The 13,865-nt window shown below is 71.2% G+C and carries 14 protein-coding genes; 9 read left to right on the forward strand and 5 right to left on the reverse strand.

What is annotated here, in order from left to right; genetic code table 11:
• The first annotated feature begins 30 nt into the window (after positions 1-30).
• Positions 31-1,104, forward strand: coding sequence for a redox-regulated ATPase YchF (ychF, locus tag RWH44_RS15605; protein WP_316005280.1), 1,074 nt, complete (start codon positions 31-33; stop codon positions 1,102-1,104).
• Between the two features lie 30 nt (positions 1,105-1,134).
• Positions 1,135-1,677, forward strand: coding sequence for a hypothetical protein (locus tag RWH44_RS15610; protein ID WP_316005281.1), 543 nt, complete (start codon positions 1,135-1,137; stop codon positions 1,675-1,677).
• 160 nt (positions 1,678-1,837) lie between these two features.
• On the opposite strand, the gene RWH44_RS15615 is transcribed toward RWH44_RS15610, so the two are convergent.
• Entirely contained in the window at positions 1,838-2,707 is an 870-nt protein-coding gene (locus tag RWH44_RS15615) for a hypothetical protein (RefSeq protein ID WP_316005282.1), read from the reverse strand.
• Between the two features lie 178 nt (positions 2,708-2,885).
• Here RWH44_RS15615 and RWH44_RS15620 point away from each other — a divergent pair, with 178 nt between their 5' ends.
• From RWH44_RS15620 to RWH44_RS15630, 3 genes are read left to right on the forward strand one after another with little or no spacing between them, the layout of a single operon-like run.
• On the forward strand, positions 2,886-3,419 hold the full coding sequence (locus RWH44_RS15620) for a hypothetical protein (protein WP_316005283.1): 534 nt from the start codon (positions 2,886-2,888) through the stop codon (positions 3,417-3,419).
• Complete coding sequence (locus RWH44_RS15625; RefSeq protein WP_316005284.1) at positions 3,420-4,802, forward strand: sensor histidine kinase; 1,383 nt, start codon at positions 3,420-3,422, stop codon at positions 4,800-4,802.
• A complete protein-coding gene (locus RWH44_RS15630) occupies positions 4,799-5,410 on the forward strand; it encodes a response regulator transcription factor (RefSeq protein ID WP_316005285.1) in 612 nt (203 codons plus the stop codon). The genes RWH44_RS15625 and RWH44_RS15630 overlap by 4 nt, the downstream gene beginning before the upstream one ends.
• Before the next feature lie 16 nt (positions 5,411-5,426).
• On the opposite strand, the gene RWH44_RS15635 is transcribed toward RWH44_RS15630, so the two are convergent.
• A complete protein-coding gene (locus RWH44_RS15635) occupies positions 5,427-6,743 on the reverse strand; it encodes a D-alanyl-D-alanine carboxypeptidase family protein (protein WP_316005286.1) in 1,317 nt (438 codons plus the stop codon).
• A gap of 172 nt (positions 6,744-6,915) precedes the next feature.
• On the opposite strand from RWH44_RS15635, the gene RWH44_RS15640 reads away from it, so the two are divergent.
• The gene (locus RWH44_RS15640) at positions 6,916-7,086 is read left to right on the forward strand and encodes a CsbD family protein (RefSeq protein WP_074697048.1); all 171 of its coding nucleotides are present in this window, start codon (positions 6,916-6,918) and stop codon (positions 7,084-7,086) included.
• A gap of 99 nt (positions 7,087-7,185) precedes the next feature.
• On the forward strand, positions 7,186-8,154 hold the full coding sequence (locus tag RWH44_RS15645) for an aldose 1-epimerase family protein (protein ID WP_316005287.1): 969 nt from the start codon (positions 7,186-7,188) through the stop codon (positions 8,152-8,154).
• Between the two features lie 64 nt (positions 8,155-8,218).
• Here RWH44_RS15645 and RWH44_RS15650 read toward each other — a convergent pair whose 3' ends face one another.
• Entirely contained in the window at positions 8,219-8,629 is a 411-nt protein-coding gene (locus RWH44_RS15650) for a glucose-6-phosphate dehydrogenase (RefSeq protein ID WP_316005288.1), read from the reverse strand.
• A gap of 174 nt (positions 8,630-8,803) precedes the next feature.
• Between RWH44_RS15650 and RWH44_RS15655 the strand changes: the two genes are divergently transcribed.
• Both RWH44_RS15655 and RWH44_RS15660 read left to right on the forward strand, forming a co-directional pair.
• Entirely contained in the window at positions 8,804-10,213 is a 1,410-nt protein-coding gene (locus RWH44_RS15655; protein WP_298871831.1) for a flotillin family protein, read from the forward strand.
• 13 nt (positions 10,214-10,226) lie between these two features.
• A complete protein-coding gene (locus RWH44_RS15660) occupies positions 10,227-11,036 on the forward strand; it encodes an Fpg/Nei family DNA glycosylase (RefSeq protein WP_316005289.1) in 810 nt (269 codons plus the stop codon).
• Between the two features lie 319 nt (positions 11,037-11,355).
• On the opposite strand, the gene RWH44_RS15665 is transcribed toward RWH44_RS15660, so the two are convergent.
• Together RWH44_RS15665 and RWH44_RS15670 are read right to left on the reverse strand one after the other, a co-directional pair.
• On the reverse strand, positions 11,356-11,904 hold the full coding sequence (locus RWH44_RS15665) for a type 1 glutamine amidotransferase domain-containing protein (RefSeq protein WP_316005290.1): 549 nt from the start codon (positions 11,902-11,904) through the stop codon (positions 11,356-11,358).
• Between the two features lie 449 nt (positions 11,905-12,353).
• Entirely contained in the window at positions 12,354-13,838 is a 1,485-nt protein-coding gene (locus RWH44_RS15670) for an MDR family MFS transporter (protein WP_316005291.1), read from the reverse strand.
• Positions 13,839-13,865: the final 27 nt, after the last annotated feature.

The following is a 13,865-nucleotide window of genomic DNA, read 5'->3' on the forward strand; positions in this document are numbered from 1 at the left end:
GGCGCCCCGGGCCGGGTAACCTGGACTCCCGTGGCTCTTACCATCGGAATCGTCGGCCTTCCCAACGTGGGAAAGTCCACTCTCTTCAACGCCCTGACCAAGAACTCGGTGCTCGCCGCGAACTACCCGTTCGCCACCATCGAGCCCAACGTCGGGGTCGTGAACCTTCCCGATGCGCGGCTGCAGAAGCTCGCCGACGTGTTCGGCAGCGAGCGTCTCGTGCCCGCCGCGGTGTCGTTCGTCGACATCGCCGGCATCGTCCGCGGCGCGAGCGAGGGCGAGGGGCTCGGCAACCAGTTCCTCGCGAACATCCGTGAGGCGGATGCCATCGCCCAGGTCGTCCGCGGTTTCGCCGACGACGACGTGGTCCACGTCGACGGCCAGGTGAACCCGGCCAGCGACATGGAGACCATCAACGCGGAGCTGCAGCTCGCCGACCTCCAGACGCTGGAGAAGGCGATCACCCGGTACGAGAAAGAGGTCAAGGGCAAGAAGCTCGACCCCTCGGTGCTCGACGCCGCCAAGGCCGCGCAGGACGCCCTTCAGCGGGGCGTACTGCTGTCGGCATCCGGTCTCGACCTGTCGCCGATCCGCGAGTTGGGTCTGCTCACCGCGAAGCCCTTCATCTTCGTCTTCAACGTCGACGAGGCCGTGCTCACGGATCAGGCCAAGAAGGACGAGCTCGCGGCCCTGGTCGCTCCCGCGAAGGCCGTCTTCCTGGATGCCAAGATCGAGTCCGAGCTGATCGACCTCGACCCCGGGGACGCCGCCGAGCTGCTGGCATCCACGGGTCAGGACGAGTCGGGTCTGGATCAGCTCGCCCGCATCGGCTTCGCCACGCTGGGCTTGCAGACCTACCTCACCGCCGGCCCCAAGGAGGCGCGCGCCTGGACGATTCCGCAGGGCGCCAAGGCGCCGCAGGCGGCCGGTGTCATCCACACCGACTTCGAGAAGGGCTTCATCAAGGCCGAGGTCATCTCGTTCGCCGACCTGGTCGAGCTCGGCTCGGTGGCCGAAGCGCGTGCGAAGGGCAAGGCACGCCTCGAGGGCAAGGACTACGTCATGCAGGACGGCGACGTGGTGGAGTTCCGCTTCAACAACTGACGCGTGGGTCGAACGGACGGGGATCGATCGATGGCTGCGGACGTGACCGTCACCGCGCGCTATGACGCGGCGAAGCGAGCGGCCGTGGAACGGACCCTGGCCACGCTCGTCCGGAAGCAGGGCATCCTGCTGCTCCTCCTCGCCGTGCTGTGGGGAATGGTCACTCTGCTGCCGGTCGTGGCGGCGTCCATCGTCGGACAGGCGAGCGTCTCCCTCTTCCTCGCTATCGCAGCGATGCTCGTCGTCCCTCTCGCCATGGGCGCGCTGGGTGTGCGTCAGCTCCGGCGGCGGCCGCGCATCCCCGAGATCGCTGTCGCGATCACCCCCACGAGCGTGCAGTTCCCCGCGATCGAGCGGCCGTCGGGTCTGTTTCCGCGGGTGCGCGCTGAGGAGTGGGCCCGAGAAGGTACGACCGCGGAGATCCGACCGGCATCCGGTCTGCTGCGGACGGCTCTCGTCGTCTTCGCGCGTCAGGACGGGCGCAAGCGGCGTCGTCGCACGGTCTCCGCCGAGAACCTCGCCATAGACCCGCGGATCCTCGTGGACGCGCTCGGAGGCCGGCCCTCCGCGTAGCGACGGGGCGTCGAGACGAGGAAGCGACCCGGCCGCCCGCTCCGGCCGACGGTTTCGCGAGCTCCGCGGGGACGACGGTCGGGCCGCAGGGGCTCGCGGGTCTCTGAGCATGCGAAACCCCCGACCACGCGGCCGGGGGTTTCGAGGGGTACGGCGCGACTCAGCCGCCGATCGGCGTCGGGTTCGTCGGGTCGGGCGGAACGGGGAGAGAGCCGTTGATGCGGTTCTGCGCCTGGCACTGGCTCGTGCAGTTCGTGGCGCCGGCCGAGAGCTCCACGGCATCCTCGCCGAGCACGCCGCCCATGCGACCACCCGAGGCCACTGTCCACCGGGTGACGGTGGCATCCTGATACGTCTTCGTCGCGACCTGCGGGCTGTCCTTACCGAGCAGCATCTGATGGGCGTTCGCGCCGGAGGCGACGGCATCCACGCCGTTGCCGAAGTTGACCTTGCCGGTGTACTGGTTCACGAAGTAGAACAGGCCCGGCCCGAGCGTGTGCACGAGCTCGACCGGAGCGGCGAACTCGGGCTCCATCTGGAAGATGCCGCCCTGGGCGCCGTCCTTCGCCTGGATCTTCAGCTTGCCGCCCGCGGTCGTGAAGATCGCCACGATCGCGTCGTCGCGCACCTCGAGGCTGGACAGGCGCACTCCCGCGCGCTGCGCGTCGGTGAGGGTCGGCACCTTCGAGGAGAACACGACGGTGGGGCTCGTCACCATCCGCTGCGTGTCGGGCGCCCCGGTGAGCGTGTAGTCGTAGACGCCGAGAGTTGCGGGATCGATCGTGAAGCGGTTGTTCTTGCCGCTCACGGTGATGCGGCCCGAAACCGCGAGGTCTTTGAGCTTCGCGTCTTTGCCGGGAGCGGGGTTGTAGGTGGTGCCGTTGACGGTGACCACGTAGTCGCCGCCCGTCGAGGTGGTCTTGGCGTGCGCCGCGGCGGGCAGGAGGAGCCCGGATGCCGCGACCAGGGCGGCCGCGACGATCGCGGTACCGCGGGCCAGTCGACGGCGGGGCGGGGTGGTGATGCTCATGGTGTCTCGTTTCGTCGGTGGGCGAGCTGTGTCCACCGTCGGGCCGGGGCCGCGGACCGGGCAATGCGACCTTGGTACTACGACCATCGTCCGATTCCCCGGGGACGCCGCTTCGCGCACAGTGAAGGGATCACGACAGCCCCTGTCGCGGGTGACAATGGGCGGAAGGACGGATGACATGAAGAAGCGGATCCTCATCGGCGCGAGCGCCCTCGTGCTCGCCGCCGCCCCCGCGGCCATCGGGCTGTGGGGCAACGCCTCGTTCGCGGAATCCGTTCCGGTGCCCGTGCCGACGGCCGTGCAGGTGTTGCAGCCCACCCCCTCTCCGACGGCCGACGATCACGGCGGCGACGTCGCCCGGGATCAGCGCACGGAGGCGGGAGACGACCGCGACTCCGGCACTCCGAGCGGCGACGGTGCCGGTTCCCCCACGGACGACCGCGGCGGGTCCACCGGTTCGGACGACGCCGTCGTGCCGTCGGGCGCGGACGACCGCGGCGGCGACGTTCCCCGCGACGATCGGGTGGAGCCCGGTGACGACCGCTCGTCATCGGATGCGGGAGGTTCAGGTGGTGCGGTGGCCGGCTCGGGCGACGATCGGCCCTCGGAAGACGACGCGGCCTCGGGAGGATCCTCCTCGGGAGGGTCGACCTCGGGCGACGACGGGCATCACGGCGGGCGCGACGGCGGCGGCCACGGGGGAGACGACTGAGTGACGTCTGACCCGCCCGCACCCTCCTGGGAGGTGCTGGTGCAGGCCCGCACGGCCTCCGCCGCACCGCGTCGTCTGTCGACCCGTGCCGTTCTGGTGCGTTTGGCCCTGGGATTGGCCGCCGCCCTCGTCGCGGTCGCGGCGCTCGCCGGGTTCGGGGCGCAATGGCTGGCGGAACGCGAGGCGGTCAATGACGCCGCGCACGTGACGAACGTGCTCGCCGAAGCCGTCGTGCGGCCCGCGCTCACCGATGCGCTGGCCGCGGGGGAGCCGAGCGCGATCGCCGCGTTCGACGAGACCGTGCGCACCCAGATCCTGGGCGACGACGTCATCCGGGTGAAGATCTGGAGCACGCAGGGCCGCGTCCTCTACGCCGACGAGCCGCAGCTGATCGGGCGAACCTTCGCCCTCGAAGACGCCCAGCGTGCGGCCCTGTCCACGCCGTCGACGCGGGCGGCGGTGTCCGACCTGTCGGAAGACGAGAACGAATTCGAGACCGGCTCGCGACTGCTCGAGGTGTACCGACCGATGTGGACTCCCGCTGGGCAGCAGGTGCTCTTCGAGGCGTACTATCCCTACGAGCCGGTGGCCGCCCGCTCCGCCGAGCTCTGGCGCGGATTCGCGGGCGTGACCACGAGCAGCCTGCTGCTGCTGGTCGTGCTCACCGCCCCGATCGTGTGGACCCTGCTGCGTCAGCTGCGCGGAGCCGAGGCCCGCCGTGCCGAACTCCTCCAGCGGGCGGTCGACGCCTCGGACGCCGAGCGGCGCCGCATCGCGGGTTCGCTGCACGACGGTCCGGTGCAGGAGCTGGTCGCCACCAGCTACGGAGCCGAGGCCGCCGCGACCGCCGCGGCCGCGCGCGGCGAGGGGGAGGGTTCGGCGGGAATGCGGGAGATCGCGGGTGCCGTGCGCGGAAACGTCCGGGTCCTCCGCTCCCTGCTCGTGGACATCTACCCCGAGAACCTCGCGGCAGCCGGCCTGGCGTCCGCGCTGAACGATCTGGCGGCCACCGCCCGCACGCGCGGCGTCGAGGTCTCGATCGACCTGCGCACGCCGGTCGAGGCGTTGTCGGAGGCGGACGAGCGCCTGATCTACCGGGTCGCTCAGGAGGCGCTCCGCAACGCCGTCACCCACGCCGCGCCGTGCGCCGTGACGATCTCCGTGGCCCATGAGGGCGGGCGGGTCGAGCTCGTCGTCGCCGACGACGGCCCGGGCTTCGACGCCCGTGCCGCGCTCGACGCCCCGGCCGAGGGGCACCTCGGCCTGCGCGTCCTCCACGACCTCGCCACCGATGCGGGAGCCGAGCTCGCTCTCGCGACCGCCCGCGGCCGGGGTACGCGCTGGCGCCTCCGCCTTTCCGACACACGCCGGGAGACCCCGTGATCCGCGTCCTCGTCGTCGACGACCACTCCATGGTGCGGGAGGGCCTGGCATCCGTCCTCTCGGCCGAGGGCGACATCGCCGTCGTGGCGACCGCGGCCAACGGCGCCGACGCCCTCGCCCTCGTCGAGGGCGTCGACGTCGACGTGGCGGTCATGGACCTCTCGATGCCCGTGATGGACGGCGTGACGGCCACTCGGGAGCTCCGCGCCCGGGTTCCCGGCATCCGGGTGCTCGTGCTCACCTCGTTCGGCGACCGCGCGCAGGTGCGGCGTGCGGTCGCGGCGGGCGCCACGGGATATCAGCTGAAGGATGCCGAGCCCCACGACCTGCGCGCGGCCGTCCGGGCCGTGCACGGGGGTCATGCGCCGCTGGATCCGCGGGTCGCGGGTGCGCTGCTGCCGGAGCCCACCGCCCCCGGCAGCGGTCTGAGCGCCCGCGAAGAGGAGGTGCTGCGTCTCGTCGCCGACGGCCTGGCCAACAAGCAGGTCGCCACGGCCCTGGGCATCACCGAACGCACCGTCAAGGCGCACCTGGGCAGTGTGTTCCGCCAGATCGGGGTGGCCGACCGCACGAGCGCGGCCCTCTGGGCGCGCGACCACCTGCGCTGAGGGGCGCGAGCCTTCGTCAGCCGAGCTCGCCCGGGTGGGTCAGTCGCCACAGCAGCGTGGGCTCCTCGATCGCACCCGAGATCTTCACGTCGGCCGAGGTCGACTGCGGACCGGCCGTCCAGGTCACCGTCCCGACGGTCTCCCCGTCGGCGAAGGTGCGCGGGGCGACGGTGTCGAGCGTCACGGTCACCGGGGTGTCGGACCAGGTGCGCAGCTCGGCGTTCTTGGCGAGGACGAGAGACGCCTCGGATCCCCACGGTGTCGTGATCGTGCCGATCGTCGCGCCGAGCGAGCCGACGGGTACGTCGTGGAACCCGTCGCTGATGCTCTGCAGCAACCGCGCCACGTCGGCGTCGGTGCTGTCGTGGGTCTCACCACCCAGACGGATGCCGGTGATCTTCAGCGGGGTGCCGATGCCCACGTCGAGGCTGGCCGTGAACAGCAGATTGAAGCTGCCGTCGCCGAGGTTGCCGGTTTTGAGCCCGTCGACGCCGAGCGTGCCGAGCAGACCGTTCGTGTTGGTCACGGTGCCGGCGCCCGCAACGCTGATCGAGCGCAGCGAGGTGATCGCGGCGATCACGGGGTTCGCCGCGGCGATACGGCCGAGGGCGACGAGATCGCCGGGCGTGGAGGTGTTGCGCGCGTCGATGCCGGTGGCATCCACGATCCGGGTGTCGTTCAGGCCGTTGCGGGCCAGCCACGACCGGGCGGCGTCGACGTACGCGCCCTCCGACCCGAATCCCCAGCGGGCGATCGCGACGGCGTAGTTGCTCGCCGAGGGGAGCAGCATGGTCGCCAGGGCGTCGTGCAACGGCATCCGCGTGCCGTCGGGCATCTTGGCGATCGTGACGCCCTGCACGTAGAACCGGTCGTAGAGGTCGGTGTCGGCCTCGGTGAAGGCGATGGTGGGACCGGGGTCGGCGGCGTCGGTCAGCGGGTGCGCGTCGAGGACGACCAGGGCGGTGACGAGCTTGGCGATGCTGGCGACGGGACGGGCTTCGTCGCCGCCCGACGACGCGAACACCCCCGCGGCGTCCGGTCCCAGGTACTGTTCGCCTCCGTCGATGCTCACCCGCGCCGAGCCGGAGGAGGGCAGGACGAGGGATGCCGCCGCCCCCGCGCTCACGCTCGGAGCCTGCGAGGTGACGGTCGGGGCCGGGAGGGGCGCCGCGGATGCCCACCAGACGTACCCACCGCCGCCGCCGAGCGTCGCCAGCAGGACGACGAGGAAGACGATGAGCGCGATCCTGCCGCCCCGGCCGCGCGGCGCGGGCTCGCGCGGTGCGTCGTCGAGCAGGCTCGAAAAATCGGCGAGCGTGTCCGGCGCGGTCATGAGATGAGACCGACCGTCGCGAATGATGCTTCCCCCCGGCGCATGCTTCGAACCTAACCGGTCTGCCTGCCTCACACGCACACGAATTTCAAGCCCCCCGGCGCGTCTAGGGGGCCGACCTAGCGTGGACGCACATCGGGAGATACCCGGAAACCTAACGGGAGGTGCCGACATGGGACTCGACGACAAGATCAAGAACGCCGCTGAGAACATCGCGGGCAAGGCGAAGGAAGCCACGGGCAAGGCCACCGACAACGAGCGCCTCGAGGCCGAGGGCCAGGCGGACCAGACCAAGGCCCACGCCAAGCAGGCCGGCGAGAACGTCAAGGACGCCTTCAAGTAAGTCGCCCTCCCCGAATGCCCCGACCCCACGAGGTCGGGGCATTCGTCGTTTCCGGGACGGATGCCGGGGGCGGGCGCTCACGTTCGCGATAATGGCGGAATGACCGCTGCCGTTCCCACCGAGACGCCCACGCTCGTCTCGGGCACTCCCGTCGTCCTGCGCGCCCACGGCTATGAAGCCGCGATCGCCAGCGTCGGCGCGTCCCTCCGCTCACTCACCTTCGAAGGTCGCGACCTCGTGGTCCCCTTCGACGCCGACGAACTGCGTCCCGCGTATCGCGGTACGACGCTCGCGCCCTGGCCCAACCGGGTGGTGGACGGCATCCATCGTTTCGACGGGGTCGAGCACCAACTGCCCCTCACGGAGCCGAACCGCGGCCACGCCCTGCACGGACTGCTGTCGTGGGTCGACTGGAACATCCTCGAGGCCTCGGACGACTCCGTGACCCTCACCGCGACCGTGACCGCCCAGGCGGGGTACCCGTGGCGGCTCGTCGTGTCGACCACGTTCCGCCTGGACGCCGACGGCCTCACGCAGACGGTCCGCGCGACCAACCTGTCGGACACGCCCGCACCGTGGGGGACCGGTCCGCACCCCTACCTCGTCGCGGGTCCGGCGAGCCTCGACGAATGGACGCTCTCGCTGCCGGCCGACACCGTGCTGGAGGTCACGCCCGACCGCCTCGCGCCGGTGGCCCTGGCATCCGTCGAGGTCGACGGCGACCGCTTCGACTACCGCGAGGAGCGCGTGCTCGGCGCGGTCGAGATCGATCACGCCTACACCGGACTGATCCGGGATGCCGACGGCCGCGCGACCGTGACGCTCACCGATCCCTCCGGTTCGGCCGTGGCCATGACGTGGGGCGAGGACTGCGCGTGGGTGCAGATCCACACGGCCGATCTGCCGACGGGTCCCGGAACCCCCGGACATCGAGCAGGACTCGCGGTCGAGCCGATGACCTGCGCGCCCGACGCGTTCAACGACGACGCCTACGACTTCGCCACCGGCGTGGTCTCGCTCGACCCCGGAGCCTCGCACGACGCGGGGTGGACGATCTCGGCGCGCTGAGGTCACTGCAACGCGAGAACCGCCCCGGAGCGATCCGGGGCGGTTCTTTCGCGTGGGCGGTCGGTCAGACGACCTGAGCGCCGCACATTCCGCAGTCGCCGCCGGCGGAGACCTCGACGAAGCAGTCGGGGCACATCGCGCGCGTGGGGCGGTCGGTGATCGGAGTGGGCTTCAGGCTCGGCGCGCGACGCTCCTTGGGGGCGGAGGCGGCGCGGGCGCGGCGGGCTTCGATGGTCGGAGCGGGCGGCGGAGGCGGGGCGGCCGGCTTGTGCGCCTCGCAGTAGAAGCGGACGAATCCGCCGTGGTGCTTTGGGTGGCGGTGCTTGACCGCCCACAGCTCGGTGCGCTCGTAGAGCGGACCCTCGGTTCCGCAGGCGACGCAGCGGGTGGCTTCGCCCGGGACGACATCGGCGACGAGGACGGGGGCGTCGAAGCGGATGGCATCCCGCCAGTCCTGCGACGAAACGATCTTCATGGGGGACCCTTCTTCGGGCGGTTCGGGCCGCCTCACCCTCAACGGTACGCTCCCGGCCGGCCCCTCGGGGACGTCGATCGTGCGCTCCGGGGCTGGACAGTGCCCGCGGGGCCCCGGATAGGTTGGAAGCAATTCCCCCGCGCCGCCTCCGGCGGTGCCTGTCGAAGGAGAACCATGGAATTTGCTGCTCTGGGGGCGATCGGCATCGTCGTGGTCATCGCACTCGTCGTTGTCGTCGTCGTCCTGTTGATCGTCGCGGGCTTGATCCGCGGCTGGTATCGCGTCGCGAAGGCCGACGAAGCCCTGGTCATCGTGGGTAAGCGGCAGAGGGGCGCGGACGGGGAGTCCTCGCGCATCACCGTCATCACCGGCGGCGGCGCCATCGTCAACCCGCTCACCCAGCGCGGCGAGATGATCTCGCTGCGCGCGCGTCAGATCAAGATGGAGCCGACCGCGCAGTCGTCGAACGGCGTCACCGTCAACGTCAGCGGCGTCGCGCTGGTCAAGATCGGGTCCGACCCCGAGTCGGTGCGCCGTGCTGCCGAGCGTTTCGCCTCGCAGGACAAGGCCATCGAGCAGTTCACGACCGAGCAGCTCGAGGGCGCGCTGCGTGGCGTCGTCGCGACGCTGACCGTCGAGGAGCTCATGCGCGACCGCCAGCGTCTGTCGGACCAGATCGCCGAGGGCATCAAGGGCGACCTGTCGTCGCAGGGGCTCATCCTCGACTCGTTCCAGATCCAGGGCGTCACCGACGGCAACGGCTACATCGCCGCGCTCGGCGCGACCGAGGTCGAGCGCGTGAAGCGCGAGGCCGAGGTCGCCCGCATCAACGCGGTCCGTGAGATCCGCGCGCGACAGATCGCCACCGACGAGGCCAACCTCATCGAGCAGACCAAGCTCGACAAGAACAGCGCCGCGGCCAAGGCCGAGGTCGGCCGCGCGAACGCCGAAGCCGAGCAGGCGGAGGCCCTGACGCGCGCCGAGCGACGCCAGGCCGTTCTACAGCAGGAGGCGCAGAACACGCAGGCGCGGCTGGAGTCCGAGGTCTCCCGCGTCGCCGACGCCGACCTCTACCAGCGTCAGAAAGACGCCGACGCGGAGTCGTACGCGCAGATCAAGGCGGCTCAGGCGCGCGCCGAGATCGCCCAGCAGGAGGCCGCGGCCGTGCGCGTGCGCGCCGAGGCCGACGCTCAGGCTGTGCGCCTGGCCGGTGAGGCACGTGCCGAGGCGATCCGCGCCGAGGCGGAGGCTCTGTCGCACAACCAGGAGGCACTGCTGGCGCAGCGCGCCCTTGAGGCGCTGGTACCGATGATGGCGGAGTTCGCCAAGGGCTACGACCGGGTCGGCAACATCACCGTGCTCGGTGGCGAGGGCGCCAGCGGCCACCTCGCCGCGGAGTCGGCGACGGGCCTGCGCTCGTCGTTCGAGGCCGTCCGGGCGGCGACCGGCATCGACTTGACGCAGATCATCCAGGGACGTGTCGTGGCCGACGCGTTCGCCGAATCGGCGGCGCGTCCCTCGGCGGCGGCGTCTGCGGCTCCCACCGCCCCCGCGGCGCCCACGGCGTCCGAGTCCGGGGCCTGAGCGGCATCCGCCGATGCCCGAGGCCCCCGAGGTCGAGGCGCTCGCGCTGTTCCTGCGCGAGCGCCTGACGGGTCGCGAGGTCGTCGACACCGAGCTCGTCGAGGGGAGGGCCTGGAAGACCCGGGCCCGTCCCCTCGACCGGCTCGTGGGGCGACGGGTGACCGCGGTGACGCGGTACGGCAAGCACGTCGACCTCGACCTCGAGGGCGCGCACCTCGCTCTCGGCTTCGGCCGGGCGGGCTGGGCGACCTGGACCGAGGTCGATGAGGAGGAGCCCGCGACCGCGGCCGCGGTGATCGCGCGCGTGGTCTTCGCGGACGGCATCCTGGGCATCACCGACGCGGGGGACTGGCTGTCGGTGCAGCTGCACCTCGTCGATGACGCGCGAGAGGTGCCGTCGGTGGCGAAGCTCGGACCGGATGCCATCGACCCGGCCTTCTCGCTCGAGATGCTCCGGGCGGCGCTCGGCGGACGACGCAAGCAGCTCAAGGCTCTGCTGCAGGAGCAGGAGACGCTGGCCGGGATCGGGAACGCGTACTCGGACGAGATCCTCTTCGCCGCGCGGCTGTCGCCGGTCGCCCACGCGTCCTCGCTGAACGCCGAGGAGGTGACCCGGCTGTACGAGGCCCTGCACGACACCCTCGCGACGGCCGTGGCGGCGCGCCGCGGCGTCCCCATCGCGGAGCAGAAGGCCGCGAAAGTGGCCGCGATGCGAGTGCACGGCCGCACGGGCGAGCCGTGCCCCGGGTGCGGCGGTGCGATCGAGGACATCCCCGGCACCAAGGGTGGCGGTCAGTGGTGCCCGTCGTGCCAGGGCGGTTGAGGGCCGGGCGCGTGCGGGGTTTGGGCGGCGGCAGGGCCGGTTCTACGGGGCTGGTGGGCCGACGCGTGGGCGGGGGTGCCTCGGCACCTCGCGCGCGGGTCTGCCTCGGAACGTCATGGCGTCCGTGATGTGCGCGGAGGCGGCGGGTCGTGTCGCGCGCGGGCGGGGATGCGTCGGCGCGTCATGGCCTCCGTGATGTGCGCATCCTCCGTTCGTGAGGGCGGTTTCGGGCTGAGGTTGTGCGCATCGCGGAGGATGTGCGCGAAGGCCGACGCGTAAGGGCCCCGGACCGCGGTCCGGGGCCCTTACATGAAGGTGCTCAGGACGTCTGGCCGGAGTGCTTCCCCTCGGCGACCTCTTCCACGAGCTTGGCGTTGAAAGCGGGAAGGTCGTCGGGGTTGCGGCTCGAGACGAGCCCCTGGTCGACGTGGACCTCTTCGTCGACCCAGGTCGCGCCGGCGTTTCGCAGGTCGGTCTGCAGCGTCGGGTAGCTCGTGAGGGTGCGGCCCTTCAGCACGTCGGCCTCGGTCAGGATCCACCCGCCGTGGCAGATGACGGCGACCGGCTTGTGCTGGTCGAAGAAGTCACGGGTGAAGGACACCGCATCCTTCACGATGCGGATGTCGTCGGCGTTCTGCACGCCGCCCGGGAGCACGAGGGCGTCGAAGTCGCCGGCCGAGGCGCCCGAGACGGCGAGGTCGACCTTCTGCTCGTGGCCCTTCTCGCCGTTGATGCTGCCCTCGCTCGGGGAAACGAGCACCGCCTCGGCGCCGGCCGAGGTCACGGCCTCCCACGGGCTCGTGAGTTCGCTGTCTTCGAATCCGTCGGTGGCCAGGAACGCGATGCGCTTGCCGCTGAGATCGGTCATGGATACGCCTCTCTTCGTTGTCGGTGAGGTGATCCACGCTAGGAACGCGATGCGGCGCGGGGGCGGGGGTTGCGGTCGCCACGAGCAGGGGTTAGCCGGGCGGGAAAAGGCGGGCGTCGCGGTCGTGGGAGGCCGCGGCCCTCGTGCTCGCGCGCAGGCGTAGCATGGAGCGCATGTCCGGTGACTCCACGTCTGACACTCCCGCGTCCGCGCCGCTTCTCACGCTGCTGAACGCTCCCGCGGTCGAGACCGAGGATGACGCTCCCTCCGCCTCGCAGTGCTGCGGCGGCGGTTCCTGCTCCCTCTGAGCGCGTCGCTTTCACGCGCCCGTTCGCTGAGGGCGCTCGTCTGAGCGCACGGGACACCCTCCCGCGACGAGGCGGCTCCACGCCGTTTCGCGATTCTCCAGGATGCGCCCCGCGCGGATGCCCGCCCGTCTCGAGCCCGGGTCAGTGCGCGACGACGGGCGCGTCTGCCTCTTCCGCCTCCGCCGGCTTGCGGACGAAGCACGCGAGGACCACGGCGGCCGTGGCGATCACCGCTCCGACGAGGAACGATGCGTGCACACCCGACGCGACCGCGCCGGCCTGGTCGGCGCCGTCGGCGAGGGCGATGCTCGAGAACACCGTCATGATCGCCACGAAGCCGGCCGTGCCCGCAGCTCCGGCGACCTGCTGAGCGGTGCCGACGACGGCGCTGCCGTGCGAGTAGAGGCGACGGGGGAGCGAGCCGAGCGCGGAGGTCATCAGCGGAGTGAACACGAGGCCGAGCCCGAGGTTCAGGCCGAGGTACACCGTCACGATCCACCAGATGGGAGTGTCCTGACCGAAGGTGAGTGCCATCGTCCACAGCACGCCCGCCGCGATCAGCATCCCGGGGATGACGAGCGGGGTCGGTCCGAAACGGTCGAAGAGGCGGCCCACGATCGGCGCCATGACGCCCATGAGCACGCCGCCCGGGAGCAGCATGAGACCCACCGTGAGGCTGCTGAGGCCGAGCGCCTGCTGCAGGAAGATCGGCAGCAGGATGAGCGATCCGAACAGCGCGGCCATCACGATCGCGACGAGGGGAACCGCGAGCCGGAACGAGGAGCTCTGGAACACGCGCAGGTTGAGCAGGGCGGAGTCCGAGCGCTGCAGAGCGAGCTGACGGACGACGAACACGGTCACGAAGATCACGCCGACGGCGAGGGGGATCCACACCGGGACGGACGCGTGGCCGGACGCCGACTCCCCGATGGCGCTGAGGCCGTAGACGAGGCCGCCGAAGCCGATCGCCGACAGTACGACGGAGAGCACGTCGAATCGCGCGTCGGGGCGGGTCTGGGTGACGTTACGCACCCAGCGTGCGCCGAGAGCGATGGCGATCAGGGCGATGGGGAGGATGAGCCAGAAGATCGCGTGCCAGGTGAGGGCCGACAGGATGAGCCCCGACACCGTCGGGCCGACCGCGGGCGCGACGGCGATGACGATGGTCACGACGCCCATCACGCGGCCGCGCTTGTTCGCGGGCACGAGGTTCAGCACGGTGGTGAATAGCAGCGGCATCATCACGCCCGTGCCCATCGCCTGGATGATGCGGCCCGCGAGCAGGACTCCGAACGCCGGTGCGATCGCGGCGACGAGCGTGCCGAGGGCGAACACGCCCATCGCGCTGAAGAACACGACGCGGATCGGGAAACGCTCGAGCAGGAACCCGGTGAGGGGGATGATGACGGCCATCGTCAACAGGAACGCCGAGGTCAGCCACTGACCGGTGGCGGCGCTCACACCGAAGTCGGCCATGATCGCCGGGAGGGCCACCGACATCGTGGTCTCGTTCAGGATGACGACGAACGCGGCGACCACGAGCAGGGCGATCACCGGCCCGGGGCGATGTGCCGGGGTCGACGCGGTGTCCGGTCGGGAGACGGGGATGGTGCCGGTGGCGGCCATGACGAGGTCCTTTACGCACGGGGGGCT

The sequence above is a fragment of the Microbacterium phycohabitans genome (genome assembly GCF_032464935.1).
Classification (GTDB): Bacteria; Actinomycetota; Actinomycetes; order Actinomycetales; family Microbacteriaceae; genus Microbacterium; species Microbacterium phycohabitans.

What these genes read in the sequence shown, in the direction of transcription:
- RWH44_RS15615 (WP_316005282.1), bottom strand. Translation starts at nt 2,707, where the DNA reads ATGAGCATCACCACCCCGCCCCGCCGTCGACTGGCCCGCGGTACCGCG.
- RWH44_RS15670 (WP_316005291.1), bottom strand. Translation starts at nt 13,838, where the DNA reads ATGGCCGCCACCGGCACCATCCCCGTCTCCCGACCGGACACCGCGTCG.
- RWH44_RS15655 (WP_298871831.1), top strand. Translation starts at nt 8,804, where the DNA reads ATGGAATTTGCTGCTCTGGGGGCGATCGGCATCGTCGTGGTCATCGCA.
- RWH44_RS15645 (WP_316005287.1), top strand. Translation starts at nt 7,186, where the DNA reads ATGACCGCTGCCGTTCCCACCGAGACGCCCACGCTCGTCTCGGGCACT.
- RWH44_RS15610 (WP_316005281.1), top strand. Translation starts at nt 1,135, where the DNA reads ATGGCTGCGGACGTGACCGTCACCGCGCGCTATGACGCGGCGAAGCGA.
- RWH44_RS15635 (WP_316005286.1), bottom strand. Translation starts at nt 6,743, where the DNA reads ATGACCGCGCCGGACACGCTCGCCGATTTTTCGAGCCTGCTCGACGAC.
- RWH44_RS15620 (WP_316005283.1), top strand. Translation starts at nt 2,886, where the DNA reads ATGAAGAAGCGGATCCTCATCGGCGCGAGCGCCCTCGTGCTCGCCGCC.
- RWH44_RS15650 (WP_316005288.1), bottom strand. Translation starts at nt 8,629, where the DNA reads ATGAAGATCGTTTCGTCGCAGGACTGGCGGGATGCCATCCGCTTCGAC.
- RWH44_RS15660 (WP_316005289.1), top strand. Translation starts at nt 10,227, where the DNA reads ATGCCCGAGGCCCCCGAGGTCGAGGCGCTCGCGCTGTTCCTGCGCGAG.
- RWH44_RS15640 (WP_074697048.1), top strand. Translation starts at nt 6,916, where the DNA reads ATGGGACTCGACGACAAGATCAAGAACGCCGCTGAGAACATCGCGGGC.
- RWH44_RS15665 (WP_316005290.1), bottom strand. Translation starts at nt 11,904, where the DNA reads ATGACCGATCTCAGCGGCAAGCGCATCGCGTTCCTGGCCACCGACGGA.